Origin of the sequence: Ruminococcus gauvreauii (assembly GCF_025151995.1) — a bacterium.
GTDB classification, from domain to species: Bacteria; Bacillota; Clostridia; order Lachnospirales; family Lachnospiraceae; genus Ruminococcus_G; species Ruminococcus_G gauvreauii.
On sequence record NZ_CP102290.1, the window covers coordinates 4,081,953 to 4,098,543 of the forward strand.

The 16,591-nt window shown below is 47.2% G+C and carries 18 protein-coding genes; 1 reads left to right on the forward strand and 17 read right to left on the reverse strand.

Annotation, left to right across the window (positions count from 1 at the left end):
* Nucleotides 1-45: 45 nt before the first annotated feature.
* From NQ502_RS19030 to NQ502_RS19060, 7 genes are read right to left on the reverse strand one after another with little or no spacing between them, the layout of a single operon-like run.
* Entirely contained in the window at nucleotides 46-957 is a 912-nt protein-coding gene (locus tag NQ502_RS19030; RefSeq protein ID WP_028529764.1) for an RluA family pseudouridine synthase, read from the reverse strand.
* Between the two features lie 3 nt (nucleotides 958-960).
* The gene (lspA, locus tag NQ502_RS19035; protein ID WP_044983515.1) at nucleotides 961-1,485 is read right to left on the reverse strand and encodes a signal peptidase II; all 525 of its coding nucleotides are present in this window, start codon (nucleotides 1,483-1,485) and stop codon (nucleotides 961-963) included.
* Between the two features lie 3 nt (nucleotides 1,486-1,488).
* The gene (gene aroB / locus NQ502_RS19040) at nucleotides 1,489-2,580 is read right to left on the reverse strand and encodes a 3-dehydroquinate synthase (RefSeq protein ID WP_028529762.1); all 1,092 of its coding nucleotides are present in this window, start codon (nucleotides 2,578-2,580) and stop codon (nucleotides 1,489-1,491) included.
* Nucleotides 2,581-2,590: 10 nt separating this feature from the next.
* Nucleotides 2,591-3,295, reverse strand: a complete 705-nt coding sequence (locus NQ502_RS19045) for a YlmH family RNA-binding protein (protein ID WP_327240951.1) — start codon at nucleotides 3,293-3,295, stop codon at nucleotides 2,591-2,593.
* Nucleotides 3,296-3,351: 56 nt separating this feature from the next.
* Nucleotides 3,352-3,948, reverse strand: coding sequence for a cell division protein SepF (locus NQ502_RS19050; RefSeq protein ID WP_028529760.1), 597 nt, complete (start codon nucleotides 3,946-3,948; stop codon nucleotides 3,352-3,354).
* A 13-nt stretch (nucleotides 3,949-3,961) separates the two neighbouring features.
* Nucleotides 3,962-4,669, reverse strand: a complete 708-nt coding sequence (locus tag NQ502_RS19055; RefSeq protein ID WP_028529759.1) for a YggS family pyridoxal phosphate-dependent enzyme — start codon at nucleotides 4,667-4,669, stop codon at nucleotides 3,962-3,964.
* Nucleotides 4,670-4,684: 15 nt separating this feature from the next.
* Nucleotides 4,685-6,085, reverse strand: coding sequence for an HlyD family efflux transporter periplasmic adaptor subunit (locus NQ502_RS19060; RefSeq protein ID WP_028529758.1), 1,401 nt, complete (start codon nucleotides 6,083-6,085; stop codon nucleotides 4,685-4,687).
* Between the two features lie 163 nt (nucleotides 6,086-6,248).
* Here NQ502_RS19060 and NQ502_RS19065 point away from each other — a divergent pair, with 163 nt between their 5' ends.
* Complete coding sequence (locus NQ502_RS19065) at nucleotides 6,249-6,464, forward strand: DUF378 domain-containing protein (RefSeq protein WP_028529757.1); 216 nt, start codon at nucleotides 6,249-6,251, stop codon at nucleotides 6,462-6,464.
* 93 nt (nucleotides 6,465-6,557) lie between these two features.
* Here NQ502_RS19065 and NQ502_RS19070 read toward each other — a convergent pair whose 3' ends face one another.
* The 10 genes from NQ502_RS19070 to radC all read right to left on the reverse strand — a co-directional run bounded on the left by NQ502_RS19070 (nucleotide 6,558) and on the right by radC (nucleotide 16,382).
* A complete protein-coding gene (locus NQ502_RS19070) occupies nucleotides 6,558-6,977 on the reverse strand; it encodes a hypothetical protein (protein ID WP_028529756.1) in 420 nt (139 codons plus the stop codon).
* 115 nt (nucleotides 6,978-7,092) lie between these two features.
* Nucleotides 7,093-8,103 carry a D-alanyl-D-alanine carboxypeptidase family protein gene (locus tag NQ502_RS19075; RefSeq protein WP_028529755.1) on the reverse strand — a complete coding sequence of 337 codons (1,011 nt, stop codon included), beginning with the start codon at nucleotides 8,101-8,103 and terminating at the stop codon, nucleotides 7,093-7,095.
* On the reverse strand, nucleotides 8,100-9,233 hold the full coding sequence (locus NQ502_RS19080) for an FtsW/RodA/SpoVE family cell cycle protein (RefSeq protein ID WP_028529754.1): 1,134 nt from the start codon (nucleotides 9,231-9,233) through the stop codon (nucleotides 8,100-8,102). Before NQ502_RS19080 ends, NQ502_RS19075 begins: the two co-directional genes overlap by 4 nt.
* Nucleotides 9,234-9,248: 15 nt before the next feature.
* Nucleotides 9,249-9,503: a cell division topological specificity factor MinE gene (gene minE, locus NQ502_RS19085; protein WP_240286220.1), complete on the reverse strand. Its 255-nt coding sequence runs from the start codon at nucleotides 9,501-9,503 to the stop codon at nucleotides 9,249-9,251.
* Between the two features lie 12 nt (nucleotides 9,504-9,515).
* Nucleotides 9,516-10,301, reverse strand: a complete 786-nt coding sequence (gene minD, locus NQ502_RS19090; RefSeq protein ID WP_028529752.1) for a septum site-determining protein MinD — start codon at nucleotides 10,299-10,301, stop codon at nucleotides 9,516-9,518.
* Nucleotides 10,302-10,348: 47 nt separating this feature from the next.
* Complete coding sequence (locus tag NQ502_RS19095; RefSeq protein ID WP_028529751.1) at nucleotides 10,349-13,252, reverse strand: penicillin-binding transpeptidase domain-containing protein; 2,904 nt, start codon at nucleotides 13,250-13,252, stop codon at nucleotides 10,349-10,351.
* A complete protein-coding gene (gene mreD / locus NQ502_RS19100) occupies nucleotides 13,237-13,764 on the reverse strand; it encodes a rod shape-determining protein MreD (RefSeq protein ID WP_028529750.1) in 528 nt (175 codons plus the stop codon). Before mreD ends, NQ502_RS19095 begins: the two co-directional genes overlap by 16 nt.
* Nucleotides 13,764-14,618 carry a rod shape-determining protein MreC gene (mreC, locus tag NQ502_RS19105; RefSeq protein ID WP_028529749.1) on the reverse strand — a complete coding sequence of 285 codons (855 nt, stop codon included), beginning with the start codon at nucleotides 14,616-14,618 and terminating at the stop codon, nucleotides 13,764-13,766. The genes mreD and mreC overlap by 1 nt, the downstream gene beginning before the upstream one ends.
* A gap of 14 nt (nucleotides 14,619-14,632) precedes the next feature.
* Complete coding sequence (locus NQ502_RS19110) at nucleotides 14,633-15,661, reverse strand: rod shape-determining protein (RefSeq protein ID WP_044983514.1); 1,029 nt, start codon at nucleotides 15,659-15,661, stop codon at nucleotides 14,633-14,635.
* A gap of 16 nt (nucleotides 15,662-15,677) precedes the next feature.
* Nucleotides 15,678-16,382, reverse strand: a complete 705-nt coding sequence (gene radC / locus NQ502_RS19115) for a RadC family protein (protein WP_028529748.1) — start codon at nucleotides 16,380-16,382, stop codon at nucleotides 15,678-15,680.
* Between the last annotated feature and the right edge of the window lie 209 nt (nucleotides 16,383-16,591).

The following is a 16,591-nucleotide window of genomic DNA, read 5'->3' on the forward strand; positions in this document are numbered from 1 at the left end:
ATTATTTTTATATTATACTACATTTCACACAAAAAGTACAATGATTTATCTGAATTTTTGTAACAATTCATCAAAATATTCTGGAATAGGTGCGGTAAACTCCATGTATTCATCCGTGATGGGATGCTGAAAGCCGAGAACCATCGCGTGCAGGCATTGACCCTGAAGATGAAACGGACATTTTGCAGGCCCGTATACCGAATCTCCCAGAAGAGGATGTCCGATACTGGCCATGTGTACGCGGATCTGGTGTGTGCGTCCGGTCTCGAGACGGCATTCGATGTAGGTATACTGCCCAAAACGTTCCAGTACGCTGTAATGAGTGACTGCAGATTTGCCGTTCCTGCGGTTGACCGCCATGCGCTTCCGGTCGGTTGGGTGGCGCCCGATCGGTCCCTCGACGATGCCGGCGTCATCTTTGATATTGTGGAGCACGATCGCACGGTATCGTCTCGTAATCGTATGTTCCTGCAGCTGTAACGCGAGTGACTGGTGAGCAAGATCCGTCTTACATACGACAAGTGCACCCGTCGTGTCCATATCGATCCGATGCACGATGCCGGGACGAAGCACTCCGTTGATGCCGCTTAAGGTACTCCCGCAATGGTAAAGCAGTGCGTTTACGAGCGTGTGGCTGTAATGCCCGGCAGACGGATGCACGACCATTCCCTTCGGTTTGTTCACAACGAGTAGCTGGTCATCTTCGTAAAGTATATCAAGAGGAATGTCCTCCGCCGCGATGTCCGGCTGCATATCGTCCGGGATTGACACACGGATACAGTCTCCGGTCTGAAGCCGGTAATTTGCCTTCTGACTGGTGTCGTTTACCGATACTGCCCCGTCCTTGATCAGTTTTTGCAAATAAGACCGGGAAATATCCTTCAGCTGTTCCGAAAGATATTTATCCAGTCTCAGATTTTTTTCCTGTTCACTTGTCGTCAGGTTAAAGATTTCCATAAGCTACTGTCCTTTCTTCTTTTTTAAAGCCAGAAAGGTAAAGTCTTCTTCCCTGTAGAAAAAAATAAGGTATACAAACAGTAATACGGCCGAAACCGTGACGTAGATATCCGCTACGTTAAAAACTGGGAAATCTATGGCTGAGATGTAGACAAAGTCCACCACGTATTTCAGCCGGATACGGTCAATCAGGTTTCCGAAGGCTCCTGCGACAAGCACAACCGTGATGAAATTCAGCGGAAAATAGTGTCTTGTTTTCGGAATCACGGTATAGGCATAACCGGCAAAAACCAGGAACAGCAGGCATAATATAATAAAGATCCATTGCTGGTTCTGCAGCACCCCGAAGGCTGCTCCCCTGTTTTCCAGATAGTGCAGCTGAAGGATATTCGGAATCAGAACGATATCTTCCTGTCCGGACAGGTGCGTAACTGCCAGGTATTTTGTCCATTGATCCAGCCCAATGAGAATGCATACCGATACCAGACCGGCGATCCAGTAAATTACCCCGTGCTTTTTTTCTGTCATTAACTACTCTCCCTGTATATAACCGATTGCTGCCATCATCTCATCATCGGTCACCGTCTTGTCAACCACAGCGTGTCCCAGAGGATTCAGCAGTATGAATTTGATTTTTCCCTGTTCCATTTTTTTATCAGACCGTGTCGCACTTAAGACTTCTTCTAAAGCCAGGCCCTCAAAACGGCACGGCAGGCCAAACATCCGGTTGCCGCGTTCGATCACGGACAGTGCTTCGCTGTCGATCAGACCGCGCTCTTTGGAAATATATGCCGCCGCAACAGTGCCAAGCGCAACACACTGTCCATGAAGCATCTCAAAATTTTTCAGCTTCTCGACCGCGTGTCCGATCGTATGTCCAAGATTCAGGACGGCGCGTTCCCCCTGCTCGGTAGGATCATGCTCCACAACCGTCTTTTTGATCAGACAGCTGCCCTGTATCATTCTGATCAGCACTTCGTCTTTTCTCTCCAGCAGTTCCCTGCTGTGTTCCAGCGTCCACTGGTAATATGGAAGATCCCGAATCAGTCCGGACTTTAAGACCTCCCCCATGCCGCAGGAAAACTGTACATCTGGAAGTGTGTGCAGTGTCTCCATACTCATATAGACCAGACGCGGCTGGTGAAATGCTCCGACCATATTCTTAAAGCAGTCGAAATCAACGCCTGTTTTCCCTCCTACGCTGCTGTCCACCTGTGACAGAAGTGTGGTGGGGATCTGAATAAAGTCTATGCCGCGCAGATACGTGGCTGCCGTATAGCCTGTCAGGTCTCCCACGACCCCGCCGCCGAGGGCGATCAGTATATCCTTGCGTTCATAGTGTTCTTCGATCAGGTGTGTATATAGTTTTTTTACCGTATCCAGTGTTTTCTGTGCCTCACCTGATGGGAAGGAAAAAGATGTGATCTTATCAAACAGAGGTGAAAGCTGTCTGCTCACTGTATTCAAATAGAGTGGTCCTACCGTACTGTCTGTGACAATACAGGCTTTTCTGCTCATGAGAGAGAGTTTCTCCACAGCTTTTCCGAGACCCTCGAAGGTATTGTGCCATTCGATATCGTAGGTGAATTCACCCTCGCGTTTTACAGTCATCTGATATTCCATAAGTTTCCTCCTAGCTGTAACGGCTGACCGATACGAGACAGCGTCCTTTTTTTGTCTCCGATATGACACCGGCAAACCGGAATTTTCCATGTCCCCGGACAGATATGACGTCGCCTTCCCTCAGCGCGCAGCCGTTTGATGTGACCATTCTTCCGTTTACAAATACTTTGCCGCCTTCGATAAGCGGTACCATCCTGTTCCTGGAACTTTGAAACGCAAGAGCGATCAGGGCATCCAGGCGTACAGAAGCCACGGTTCCTTTTATCTCGCGGAAATTTCTGGTGACTGCCGGCTCCATGGTCTCACTTTGAACCACAGTGACCGCGGTCCTCCGGACACGTGTCAGCTCCTGTATAATGAACTGACTCATATGATCGACACAGTACAGATAAGCTGAACTCTCATCAATCAGCAGATCACCCAGCATGTTTCTGTCAATTCCCAGATTCAGAAGTGCGCCGAGATAATCACGGTGTGTCAGCGTTTCGGCAAACCGTCCGTCCCTCGGACGGATGTGCAGGCAGCAGATGGGGTACTCCCATTCATAAGAAAGAGCATCAGGAATAAAAGCTGTTATCTGACGCTCTGACATATCATAGCCCCCAAAGCCTGCATGCGTGACGCCTGCAAGTTCCCTGGTGAGACTATTGACTATATGCTGTTCATTCAAATCCAGAAAATCGGTGAACGTTACGATATCCCGTTCATAGGCCATTCGCGCAAGATCCTGAATTCTTTTTCTGAAATGTTCTTCCTTTTGCATAACATATATTAAAAATTAGTGCGCATGGACGGAATGTCAAATGCACCGCTTAGAATCTCCTGGATATCCCCGGACACTTCCACGTTATCTGGAGTCAGGATAAAGATATAGCTGGAAATCTTCTGCAGACCGCCGCCGATCGAATAACAGGAACCGGAAGAAAAGTCAATAATACGCTGCGCGACTTCCACATCGATACCTTCCAGGTTCAGGACAACGGTACAGTGTGCAATCAGCGTATCGGCAATATCTCTTGTATCTTCCATTGAGCTTGGTTTGATCACACATACTTCCATTGAAGAACCTCCTGTTTTCTTACGCATTGGCGTAATCTTTGAAGAAGATGACTGTTTTGCAGACTGCTTTGATGTCTTCGGCTGTTTTGCAGCGGCAGCCTCCGACATTTTCTTGGTTGTCCTCGGTTTATCAAACGGGTCGTCCAGATCGTCGTAGTCGTCCAGATCGTCATCATTTTTTTTGAAAAACCGGCGTTTTTGTTTTGGTTCCTCTTCCATATCTTCTATATCATCATCAAAAAACTCATCGTCATCGTCGTAATCATCATTTAATCGAATTGCATCCAGAAATTTGTCTAATACTCCCATTATGATCTCCTATCTACTTATCCATGGTTTTCGGTGAATAGTCCCGCTCTCCGAAGATTCCTGTTCCGACGCGTACCATCGTTGCTCCCTCTTCGATCGCTACTTCATAATCGTTTGTCATCCCCATGCTCAGAATATTCACATTAACATTATTAATGTTTTTCTCCATTATGTCAACACTTAATTGTTTTAATTTCCGGAATACCGGCCGGTTTTCCTCCGGATCATCGACGAAGGGAGCGATTGTCATGAGACCCTCGATTCGAATATTCGGCAGTTTTGCAGCTTCTTCGATAAGATCGAGTGTTTCCTCACATGCAGTTCCAAATTTACTTTCCTCCTGTGCCACATTCACTTCGATCAGCACAGGAACGGTTACATTTTTTTTCTGTGCCTCCATGCTTATGGTTTCTGCCAGACGCAGTGAGTCCACGGAATGAATCAGCGCCGCCTTATCTACGATATACTTAACCTTGTTGCGCTGAAGATGACCGATCATATGCCAGCGCAGATTTTTCGGAAGGATTTCATATTTGCCGGTAAGTTCCTGCACCTTATTCTCACCGAAATCCACCTGACCGTACTCGATAGCTTCCTGTATCAATTCCACGGGCTTTGTTTTGCTCACTGCAATCAGTGTAACTTCCTGCGGATCTCTTGACGCCCGCCTGCAGGCTGCTGCAATCTTCTCTTCCACTGTTTTCATATTTTCCCGTACCATGATATCGCGCTCCTTCTAATATAATATTTCTTCTTCTTTTACGGTGCTGCTGTCTGAGACAATGTTATCAAACTGTGCAATTCCATACGTGGTCCCTGATTCAACGATACAGTATTCTTCATTCTGATCGATGATCACAACCTTCCGGAACACAGCATACCCCTTATTGATACAGTAGACGCCCTCCAGGGGCATCGTATCACCGATGGTGTAGCGTTCTGTCGATTCCGGCTTGATGATGACGTCACCGTCAGAAAAGTCCTCCTGGTCCACATAGTAGAGATCCTCCTGCTGAGCGTAAACCGTCGCATTGACAAATTCAGACGAAGTTTCTCCGCTTTTATTTGTTGTCTCTTTCAGAAAACCGATTTCATCCGATTCGCCTCCAGTCGTCTCATAGCCTTTGGGAATCACGTAGAAATCTTTATTTACTATGGAAGAAACTGGTATTTTTAATCCTGTTTTGATGTTGGTCACCAGCTCAATATCGATAAAACGGTCAGATGTATATCTGAGCATCCCCGCCGAGAAATCGATTTTGGCGTAAAAGTGGTCGTCTTTGGTAACAATCGTAAATTTTCCCGTCTGTGTGACCCCGTCTTTCAGAAATTTCACACGGATTGTTTCTCTTCCGGCAAGCTGCACTGTCTGCGCATCCGTGAGAGGAATCATCAGAGACCAGTTTTCACTGGTGATCAGCTTGTACACATCGTCTCCGACAGACAGCTGCTCAGAACTTCTCAAATTCGTTTTCTGATAGGACTTCTGATTAAAATGATCGGGTTCAATCGTATCCGCAGTCACAGATTCGTACCCGTCTTTCGTATATTGAACAATGCCGTCTGAGGGTGCGAAATTGACCGTCTGATTGCCGATTGTCTGTGTCGGGGCGACGATGTCTTCCGCATCTGTATCCTGTTCTGTTATGTCAGTGAGTCCTGCATACTGCAGCAGGCTCCCTTCCATCTCATATTTAAAACTGTATGTATCATAAAAATTATTCGAGTCGAAGTTATAGGCAAACTTTGCCATGGCGGAACGGATCTGCGTCAGGTCTTCCTCAGTCAGTTCAGCTGTACCGCCGGAAGTCTGACCGTCTCCGATGCCGTAGACGGCCCCTGACTTTTTGACTTTGGAGTTCTCACGTACATAGTAAGTTGCATAACCGCCGGTATTGGCCTGTACAAGCTGTTCCGATCGCAGGATCAGTGCGGTATACGTCTGGTTCTTCGACAGAGGGCCGCTCGTGACCTGATATGGGGTGATATGCGCTGCAGTCAGATACATGATAATGCTGATCACCATATAAATAAATAAAGCACCGAACAGTATCGTTCCGATATTAAGCGTGGCCGCTCTTTTCAAATCTGAAAGGTGTATGTCCGGGCGTTTCCATTTTTTTTTCTGAGTTGGCAAAATACTGTCTCCTTGTTTTTTAAAGTCTGCATCCATGTTATTTTATCATTTTCACTGTAAGACCTCAAGATGAAATTTCTCTGTATTTTAACATCATAACAGAATATTTCTGGCAAAAATGGGCAAACTGTCTTTAAAATACATGCAGACAGGAGGAAATACTATGAATACATCTGGTTTGGATTATACTGCGTTAACGATCGCAATCATCGGTGCTATCAACTGGGGACTGATCGGTTTTTTCAAATTTGATCTGGTCGCATTTATCTGCGGCAATATGTCCTGGATTTCACGCATTATCTATGCGATCGTAGGAATCAGCGGTCTTTATCTGCTGAGCATGTACGGACGTATCGGAAATTCATCAAAAAACGGATGATCTGACAGTTACATGTCCTTAGGACACGGTTTCCTGAGGAACGAAAAAAGGGGGAGATGAAGTATCACTTCATCCCCCTGTATATTTTCTCTTCTACAGAGAAAGAATCACTTTATCTTTTAATGATTCGCTGATCGTATCGTCATTGACAGACACGCTGATGACGAAATTAACGTTGAACAATTCGCCAATGGCTTCCAATTGAAGAATGGTATCGGTAACATCCTGATCTTCAAGTTTTGCGATCCTCATGAAACTGTCAATATACATCTCTTCCAGATCATGATCCTGTGAGATAATCCCACAGATAAAACCTACGAACTCATCGCTGTTTTTAAGCGGAAATCCGGATACATCAATCAACCGGATTCTGTTGTTCAGCTCATACATATGTCTCGTACTCTTATCCAAAAATACGATATTGCCGTTCGCAGATTTGATTGCCGCATTAACTTTATCCAAAAGCTGCTTAGTCTTACCTTTTCCCTTATCCCCAATAATTAATTGAACCATAGCAGTTTCCTCCTTAAGTCATCATTTAATATGTAATTTTACTAAAAAGTATTGATTTATAGCTCTAATTATAGTGTATTTAAGACAAAAACACAATGGTAAATTTATAATTTCTTTAAGAATTAATTTTTGACAAAAGCTGATTCATATCATCGTACAAATTCGTTTTTGTAGACGCATTCAAAACAATAGAAACATAAGGAGCGCCATAGTCATTCTGACTCAGAATCGCAAGGCAGGCTCCCGCCTGACTGGTCGTACCCGTCTTTCCTCCGAGTACGGTGACGCCGGGGGGCGGGCTGGTCTCTCCGGTCAGATAATGGTCCGTGGAATCAAGGTGAACCTGGACGGTTTCACTTCCTCTGGTAAAACTCAGATTATAAACCGAAAGCTGCATGGTATCCACAAAATAATCATAATTCAGAGCCTCATTCAGCATCAGGTAAACATCGTATGCTGTTGTATAGTGATTGTCATCGTGCAGTCCGGATGGATTGACGAAATTGGTGTTGGTCGCACCGATCTTCCGCGCCTCCTCATTCATCATCTCAACAAAATGATCGACAGATCCGCCGACGTGTTCCGCAATTGCCATTGCGGCGTCGTTCCCGGAATACACCAGCAGACCGTGAAACAGTTCGTCCATGGTGACAATATCGCCTGCCTGAAATCCGCAGACCTGAGACCCTTCCTCCAGCGTCACCGCATTTTGGCTCACCGTGACGGCATCATCCATATTTCCATACTTTACTGCCAGAATGGCGGTCATGATCTTTGTGATACTGGCCGGATATGCTTTTTCGTGCATATCCTGTGCGTATATAACCGTTTTGTCGTCGACATCCAACAGACAGCTTTTTTCATTTCCGGGCATACTGATGCCTTCCGCACCGACATTGTCATAAGCGACACAGAGCTCTGCGGCAAACGGCTTTGCAGTCTGAAACACCTTCGTGCCGGCATCCTGCTCTGTCTCCCGTTCCTGGTAAGAAAACTGCATATCCAGGTTTTTATCTTTTCTGATTTGCATGATTCCGAGGATGCCGAGCAGTATCGCTATCAGGAGAATCATAACCAGGAAAATAGTGTTCATCAGCAGTTTTCGTTTTCTGGCGTTTGTTTTCATACTCTTCTGACCTCTCCCTGCAGATAATTTCTATTCTGAAGTCCGACATTCAGGACGAGTCCCATTCCGATGAAGAGACTGACCATGGAACTCAGACCGTAGCTGACAAATGGAAGCGGAGTTCCCGTGTTCGGCATCAGTCCGGTCGCCACGCAGATGTTGATGAAACTCTGAAGCGCAACAACCGTCGCTACCCCGCAGCAGATCAGCCTGCCGGATAGATCCTTGGCTCTCCTGCCGGTCAGAATACATTCAATACAGATCAGGAAAAGCAGCAGGATAATGCCGGCAGCGCCCAGAAATCCGAGCTCCTCTCCTGCCACCGCATAGATAAAATCCGTCTGTATCTGAGATACAAAGTTGCCTTTATTCGATGAGGAAACTTTATTATTATTGTAGCCCTTTCCGGTCAGCTGTCCGGAACCGATGGCTGTCTTGGAATTCTGCTGCTGTACGATATCATCCGAGTACGCGGCATCTTCCGGATACAGCCAGGACATGATACGGTCCTTCTGATAACCTTCCAAAATCTCAAGATCCGTCTGAGTGACCAGAATCAGAAAACCGACGACGAGCGGAACCATAATAATTAATACGGTTCCGATAATCTTATAGCTGAGTCCTGCAATATACAAAAGCACACAGAACAGTGCCGCTACGGTGATCGTGTTTTTCAGGTCAGGCTGTATCTTGATCAGAATCAGCGGGACAGCTACCAGTATGACTGAGCTGACCAGTGTCTTAAACGTGTTCAGGTCATCCTCATGATCCATCAGATACTTCGCAAAGAACAGGATGAGGATGATCTTTGACAGCTCCGTCGGCTGAAACTGGAAAGAACCGATGGCGATCCAGCGGGTCGCACCGTAGGTTTCCTTACCCATGAAACGCACGGCAAGCAGCATCAGAATATTTGCGATATACATGATCCAGTAAAAATTCAGGATCCAGCTGAAGTCGATCAGGGAGACGACGGCCATGACGACGACTCCCAGAATGACCCCGAACAGCTGCTTTGTCTGCAGAGACTGCATGGCACTTCCGACCAGCATGACACCCATACCGCTGATCAGCAGCAGCCATAAAACCAATCTGAAATTGTAGTCTTTTAACTTATATAGTTTAAACATAAGATTCCTTTGTTATTATTTCACTTTCGTGAATTCATTGTGCGGTGTTTTTTTAACCGATATGGTAGCCATAAGTCTCGGAGGTGTCGCTGTGAATGTCAGTGCAACACCATCCTCTTCTACCAGTATGTATTTATTTACGGTTTTCATCAAATCTTTCTTCAGCATAATCAGGATTCCGGGAGAACAGTCGATACGCTCGGCATTTACGAGAAGTTTCAGCCGGTCTTTTGCTATCCTGCCCGTATTTTTTCGTTTTGATCCAAACACCACTGCCACCCCCTACCTGTTTTTGAAAAGGCGTCTGAAAAGTCCTTTTTTCTCAGTAAGGTCCAGAAGCGGAATCTGTTCACCCAGGATTCTCCGGCAGATGTTCAGATATGCCTGTCCTGCAAGAGATGGTCCGCCTGCCAGCGGCTCCCCCTGATTTGTTGCAATTACAATGTTCTCGTCATCCGGAACAGCACCGATCAGGTCAACTGCCAGGATATCCACGACATCTTCCACAGACATCATGTCTCCGCGTTTGACCATATCCATGCGGAGCCGATTGATGACAAGCTGAATATTGCGTAGATCGTCCGCCTCCAGGAGGCCTATGATACGGTCTGCATCCCTGATTGCAGAGACTTCCGGTGTCGTCACCACCACGGCTCTTGTGGCGCCGGCAACAGCGTTTTTAAATCCCTGTTCAATACCGGCCGGACAGTCCAGCAGGATAAAATCAAATTCCTCTCTTAGATCGTCACACAGCTTTTTCATCTGTTCCGGCGTCACGGACGTCTTATCTCTGGTCTGTGCTGACGGAAGCAGAAACAGTTTGTCCGGAAACTGCTTGTCTTTGATCAGTGCCTGTTTCATGCGGCAGTTGCCCTCGATGACATCCACCAGATTATATACGATCCGGTTTTCAAGTCCCATGACGACATCCAGATTCCGAAGTCCGATATCTGTGTCAACCAGAACTGTCTTTTTGCCGAGAGCGGCAAGACCGCAGCCGATATTGGCTGTCGTCGTCGTCTTGCCGACGCCCCCTTTTCCTGATGTTACTACAATTACTTCACTCATGATGCATCCTCCAAACGATTTCTTTTTTTAATTATCCGCTTTTGTATTTAATCGGTCTGTTCGTTGGAAGTACCTTCCTGAGCCGCAGTCCCGGTCAGGATTTCCGTTTCATCTTTCAGTTCAAAATAATAATTTAAAATATCCTTAGCCACTAACGCCGCGTTAGTGGAGGAATACCCGTAGGCAATACGCACTGCCATCGATATTTCCGGATTTTCATACGGAGCATAGCCGATGAAAAGTCCGTGGCTGGTGCGGTTTCTGGACTGCTGCGCCGTACCGGTCTTGCCGGCAAGCGAAACATTCAGATCCTGGAATAACTCTTTGTTGGTTTCGGTGATAACGCCCCTCATGCCGACATGGATATCGTCCCAGATATACTGGGGAACTTCCAGCTGGCTCTGAACCTGCGGAGTCAGATCTTCAATCAGGTTGCCGGAAGAATCGGTCACCTTATCCAGCAGTGAGATATCATAGCTCGTACCGCCGTTGGCAAGTGTCGACACATAGCGTGCGAGCTGAGACGTTGTATAGTTGTGCGTACCCTGACCGATTGCCGAAGGAATCGGCATCTGGTCGGAAATCTGAGGGTCTGCCTCTGATATTTCGATGCCGGAGTTCTGATCAAAGTCAAACAGTTCGGCATAGTTGGTGATCTTCTGTGTGGCATTGTTGTCCGAGAAGACGTTGTTCTCATCCAGTCCCAGCCGGTAAGCCACTTCACTGAAAAAGACGTTGCAGGAGTTTGTAATACCTCCCCGGATATTCAGCAGGCCATGGCCGTCCCTCTTCCAGCATCGGAGCTCGGAACCGTCGATCCTGTCAAAAATACCGGTACACTGGATCGTGGATTCATCATCGATGACGCCTTCCATCAATCCCGCGACGGTTGTCACAAGCTTAAATGTCGAACCTGGTGCCGTACGCTGCTGAGTCGCCTTATTATAAAACGGCTCCGACAGATCACTCGTCAATTTTCTATAATAACCGGTATCCATCTGATTTGCAAGCCGGTTATTGTCATACCCCGGATATGTGACGCATGCCTTGATCTCGCCGGTATTCGGATCCGTGATGACCACAGAGCCGGAACACGGGTCGAGCGCCAGCTGTGCGGGGGTGATCTCCAGATTCCTGATCTTACTCATCATTAAATCATAGGAACTCGTCTGCCCAGCCATGAACGATGCATACAGGTCATCGTCTTTCGACAGTACGCCCTGATCGTACAGAATCGTACACAACTCATTGCCCGAGATCACATCGTCCAGCAGCATATATTTGTACAGCAGCTTGGAAAATGCGATATCTGTTTTCAGGTAATCCGCGATATACGCCGCCAGTGCTGCATACACCTCCCTGGAATCCAGATATGTGTTTTCCTCTGTGAATCTGGAAATATCGATCCAGTTCTGGCTTGCCGCATATGTCAGGAACTCCTGGAGGCTGATCGTCTCATCCTGTGTCCAGGCCAGATATGTCTGATCTGATTTATCAATAGCATTTTTATCCAGGATGCCGGTGTCATCCATCAGCATTTCATTGACGATATAACTGATGTAGACCTGCATCTCCTCCCTCATATCTTTGTAAGCCTGCGGAGAATCACCCGTCAGTTCACGGCCGACCTCCTCAAAGATCTCTGCCTGCTTGGCCTCGAATTTTGACTGCACGCTGCGCTCCGTATCAGAGGCATCTTCAGCGGAAAAATGGCTGATATCCAGAATGCTGTTGTTGACAAGCGCATAGTAGACATCATAGATCGGGATGGGGATCGCGGAAGTATCGGTATTCTCATCCGTCTCAAACGTTTTGATCGGCTGAATATTTAATGCAAGAACACCGGCGATTCTCTGTTCGAGGATCTTGTATGCCGCGATCTGAAGTTCCTTGTCGATCGTCAGGTAAACATCATTTCCCTGGACGGGATCCGTTTTGGAATCCTTATCGATTTCCAGTACTTTTCCGAGATTATCGACGTATACAGTCTCCTTCCCGTCCGTTCCCTGCAGAGTTGTCTCCATAACCTCCTCGATCCCCGTTTTGCCGACAATGGAGGTTGTGGAATAGTTTGGATTTTCTTCTCTCAGCGAATCAAGCTCTTCGGCAGAAATTTTTCCCGTATAGCCGATCAGGGAGGAGAAATAAACACTGTCCTCGTAGACACGAACCGAATCCTCGGCGATGTCCACGCCTTCCAGGCTGTTTTTATTTTCCATGATGGTTGCCACGGTCTCCTCACTGACATCCGTCGCGATTGTCACTGCCACGTATTTCTGATAGCTTGTGGTCGACAGCAGATAGCGGATCGAAACCATTTTCAGCAGTTCTTCCTTTGTATATTCTGCCGGCAGCCCATACTCCGCCAGTTCTTCCTCCGTGTACGGATTCTCAGATAAGATAATTCCGAAGCGGTCGTCTCCCGCCAGGTCTTTCATGATCTGATCCGGTGAAGCGTTCACTTCATCTGCTTTCAGATCATCGATCAGGCTGTGTCCGTAGACATCGGCGCGGAACCGCGAGAGTGAAAAGTCGGTAACGTCAAATTCATAATTGCCGTTCTCATCCAGAACAATATGGAAACTGTGGTCGATGGAATCCCCGTTAGCCTCCACGAGCTGTATGATCCGGTAGATCTCACTGTTCAGTGACAGATTCCGGATCCGCCGGTTCGCATATGTTCCGCTGTCCTCCAGTGTGATGGAGTATGACAGCTCGTTCGATGCAAGTACATTGCCGTCGCAGTCCAGAATATTTCCGCGCGTACTTTTCAACGTCCGCTCACGGGTCGTCTGCAGAGAGAAATTGTCCGCGTATTCCTGGCCATGAATGATCTGCAGAGAAAATATCCGCTGTATCAGAATAAACGCCATGACGAGAAACAACGCGATCAGTACGGTGCTCCTGCTCAGTCTGAACTTTTTAAATATCTTTTTTATCTTCTTAACCAAGGTGATCGTTGTCCTTCCATTTCGTGTTCAAGCAGCTGTCGGTTGATCCATAAATACAGACGGTAGAATAGCAGTGTCATAACAACCGTATAAACGATTTCCGGAATGATGATCTGCTTCAGGTATCCCAAAAAATTCAGGCGGCCCCGAAGCATGAACTGCAGTCCGTAAATGACGATTCCGTATACCGCGTCACTGGCCGTCACCAGCATTGTCGGTACTTTGATATCCTCGTCATAATAGACTTTGTATAAGAATCCATTCAGATATCCGATCCACATATATAAAAGTGCATGGAATCCGAAGAGGTTTCCGTAAAACATATCGATCATCAGTCCGCTTAAGAATCCGGTAAACATGCCGATACGCTTTCCGCACATAAATCCGAACGATACCGTCAGGATCAGAAGCAGGTTCGGAGTAATAGATGCGATGGAAAGCGCCTTGAATACCGTACTCTGCAGCAAAAAAGTCAAAAGGACCAGAACAGCCAGAATCAGTTTTCTGCGCATCAGTCTCCTCCTTTATTCTTCAGTTCTTTTATCACCAGAACTTCGTGGATATGGGCAAAATCAACAACCGGAATCAGATATCCGTTCTTTGTCAGATTATTCGTATCATTATTGATCTCATCGATGTATCCGATCAGAATACCTTTCAGGAATTTGTCACTGATATTCGAGGTCACGATCCGGTCACCGACCTGCGCCTTATCTTCCTTGTCTTTCAGCTGGATAAAATTAAGCTTTCCCTCATCCATCAGCAGAAGATTGCCTGTTACGACGCAATCATCCGATGTGGTTGCGACCATGGCACTGACATTGCTGGAGTCATCGATGATGGAACGGACAGTGGCCCAGTCTTTTCCGACTTCGGTTACGATACCGGCAAGTCCTCCGTTGGCGAGAACGTTCATATCCACCTGGATACCGTCATCACTGCCGCGGTTAATCACGAATGTATTATACCAGTTGCCGGGATCTTTTGAAATGACCTGTGCGGCCACCTTTTCGTACTCGGAATAATCCTTATCCAGCGTATACATCTGTCTCAGACGCTCCAGCTCATCCTGGTCCTGCAGCAGATTACTGTTCTCTTCCGTCAGTTTATCGACTTTCTCCTGCAGGGCGTCATTCTCATTCTTCAGTTTCCTTGCATTCATAAAGCCGCTCGTCTGATCCCGCAGCCACGTACCTGCCACGTTAATCCCCTTTTGAAAAGGAGATATGACATAGCCTGCACCCTGCTGAACCGGGGCAAAGGAAAACCTGGAGGTCGCTGCGAGTGCGATCAGACCGATACAGACGATGGTCATGATGATGATCCAGTGTTTTGTTTTTATGGAAAACCGATTCTTTTTTTTCATGCTTTGTCCTCAATTTAAAATCTGTATTTCTTGTTGCTGCTTTTTGCTGTGAATGCCCAGTGCTGCAGGGACTTGTGATTGATGATCTCTTTCAGTCCATAGACCGCAGACGTGTCACTGTATTGGGAAATATGGGCAGCACATCCGATCTGGCCGGCCAGATACCCATCGATATACGGAATCCTGGTACAGCCTCCGGTCAGGTAGATCCCTTCCCTGGTAATGCTGTTATGTATCTGAGGCGGAGTTCGTTCCAGAAACAGCTGGATTTCATCCGCCGCCTGCCGCAGCTGAGTGCGGATGACCTCATTGATCACCGCGGAGCTGACCACGCCTTCTTTCGGCAGACCGGATATTGTATCGAGCCCGACTACCTTACGGGCTTCTTTCGTGTCGGCGGCAAGGCCGGCCATGGCTGTTTTCAGACGCGAGGCCATTCTGCGGCTGATATGAAGCCCGCATCGTTTCCGTACATTGGCGACAATCGCCTCATCGATCCGGTTCCCGCCGAAGGATAACGGCTTGCTGATGATCACTCTGTTGTCGGCAAGGACAGAGATTTCCGTACACTCAGCGCCCATATCGACGATCATGGAGCCTTTGCTTCTGGAAATTGGGATTCCAAGGGACAGCGCATTTACAATGGGCCTCTCCACCAGAAAAATCCGGCTTTTTCGAAGATCACCGCCGCTGGCGATCGTATTATAGGCCCTCTTCTCAATTTCTGTCATGTTCATTGGCACAGAGAAATAGACAATCGGCCTGTTCCCGAAGTGTCTGTTCAGCTTGCGCAGCAACAGGTGGAGAACCACTTCCAGATGGCCGATGTTGGCAATCATGCCGCCGCTCATCGGAGAAGACACTTCAATATTATGCGGAGCCTTTTCATACATCTCATACGCATCATTTCCCACTGCGAGCACTTCTTCTTTATTGCGGATAGCAATCATGTTTTTTTCTATTAAAATTTCATCTTTTTTCAGGGAGTAGATCTTGATCGTATCTGAACCGAGATCTACCCCGAATACATGCTGTAAAACCATAGACTCTATAACCCCTTTATGCCCTCTGTATCATCCCCTCCTGACACAGACTGATATACCGCCGGTCGCCGATAATAATGTGATCCAGCAGATAGATTCCAAGCAGTTCCCCGGCTTCCCGGATGCGTCTGGTGATCAGGACATCCTCGCTGCTCGGCCGTGGATTTCCGCTAGGGTGGTTGTGTACCAGAATAATATGAACCGCATGAAACTGCAGTGCTGACAAAAAAATCTCACGCGGAGAAATCAGCGATGCGTTCACAGTGCCTTTGGAAACCTGTACATCACCCAGAAAATGATTCTTTGTATCCAACATCATACATAACAGGACTTCCTGTTCCTGATGTCTTAAATCTTCCATATAATAATCGGCGATCGTGTCCGGATTCTTAAAATCCAGAACTGGACTGGACGCCCCTTTTGCGATCCGTCTCGACAATTCACCGATACATTTAACCTGTACCGCTTTGACATCCCCGATCCCCTTCACCTCCATCAGCTGTGCAATTGACAGATGGTGGAGGCCCAGCAGCCCCTCATGCCCTTTAGACAGTGTAAGCAGATGCTGCGCAAGTTCTATGGACGAGGTGCCGTGTGTCCCGCTTCTCAGGATAATGGCGAGAAGCTCCGCATCTGTCAGAGACTGTGCTCCATGCAGCCGGAATTTTTCATAGGGACGTGATTCGACAGGCAGTTTCTTTATCGTTTGGTGTTTTCTCATAGACCTCCTGTCTCTCTTCAGGCAGAGTCAGCAGGCACTTTACATAAAAATTTGTAACAGTTCAGACGGCGCATCTTCTTGCCCGGCATATGCCGGGCAAGAAGCATCGGATGTTCATCCGATGTGAAAATTTGTGCAGAAACGATCTTATAAGCATGCTTAGCGCTCGCTTCTGCACAAATTTTCCCGCCGTCTGAACTGTTACAAAA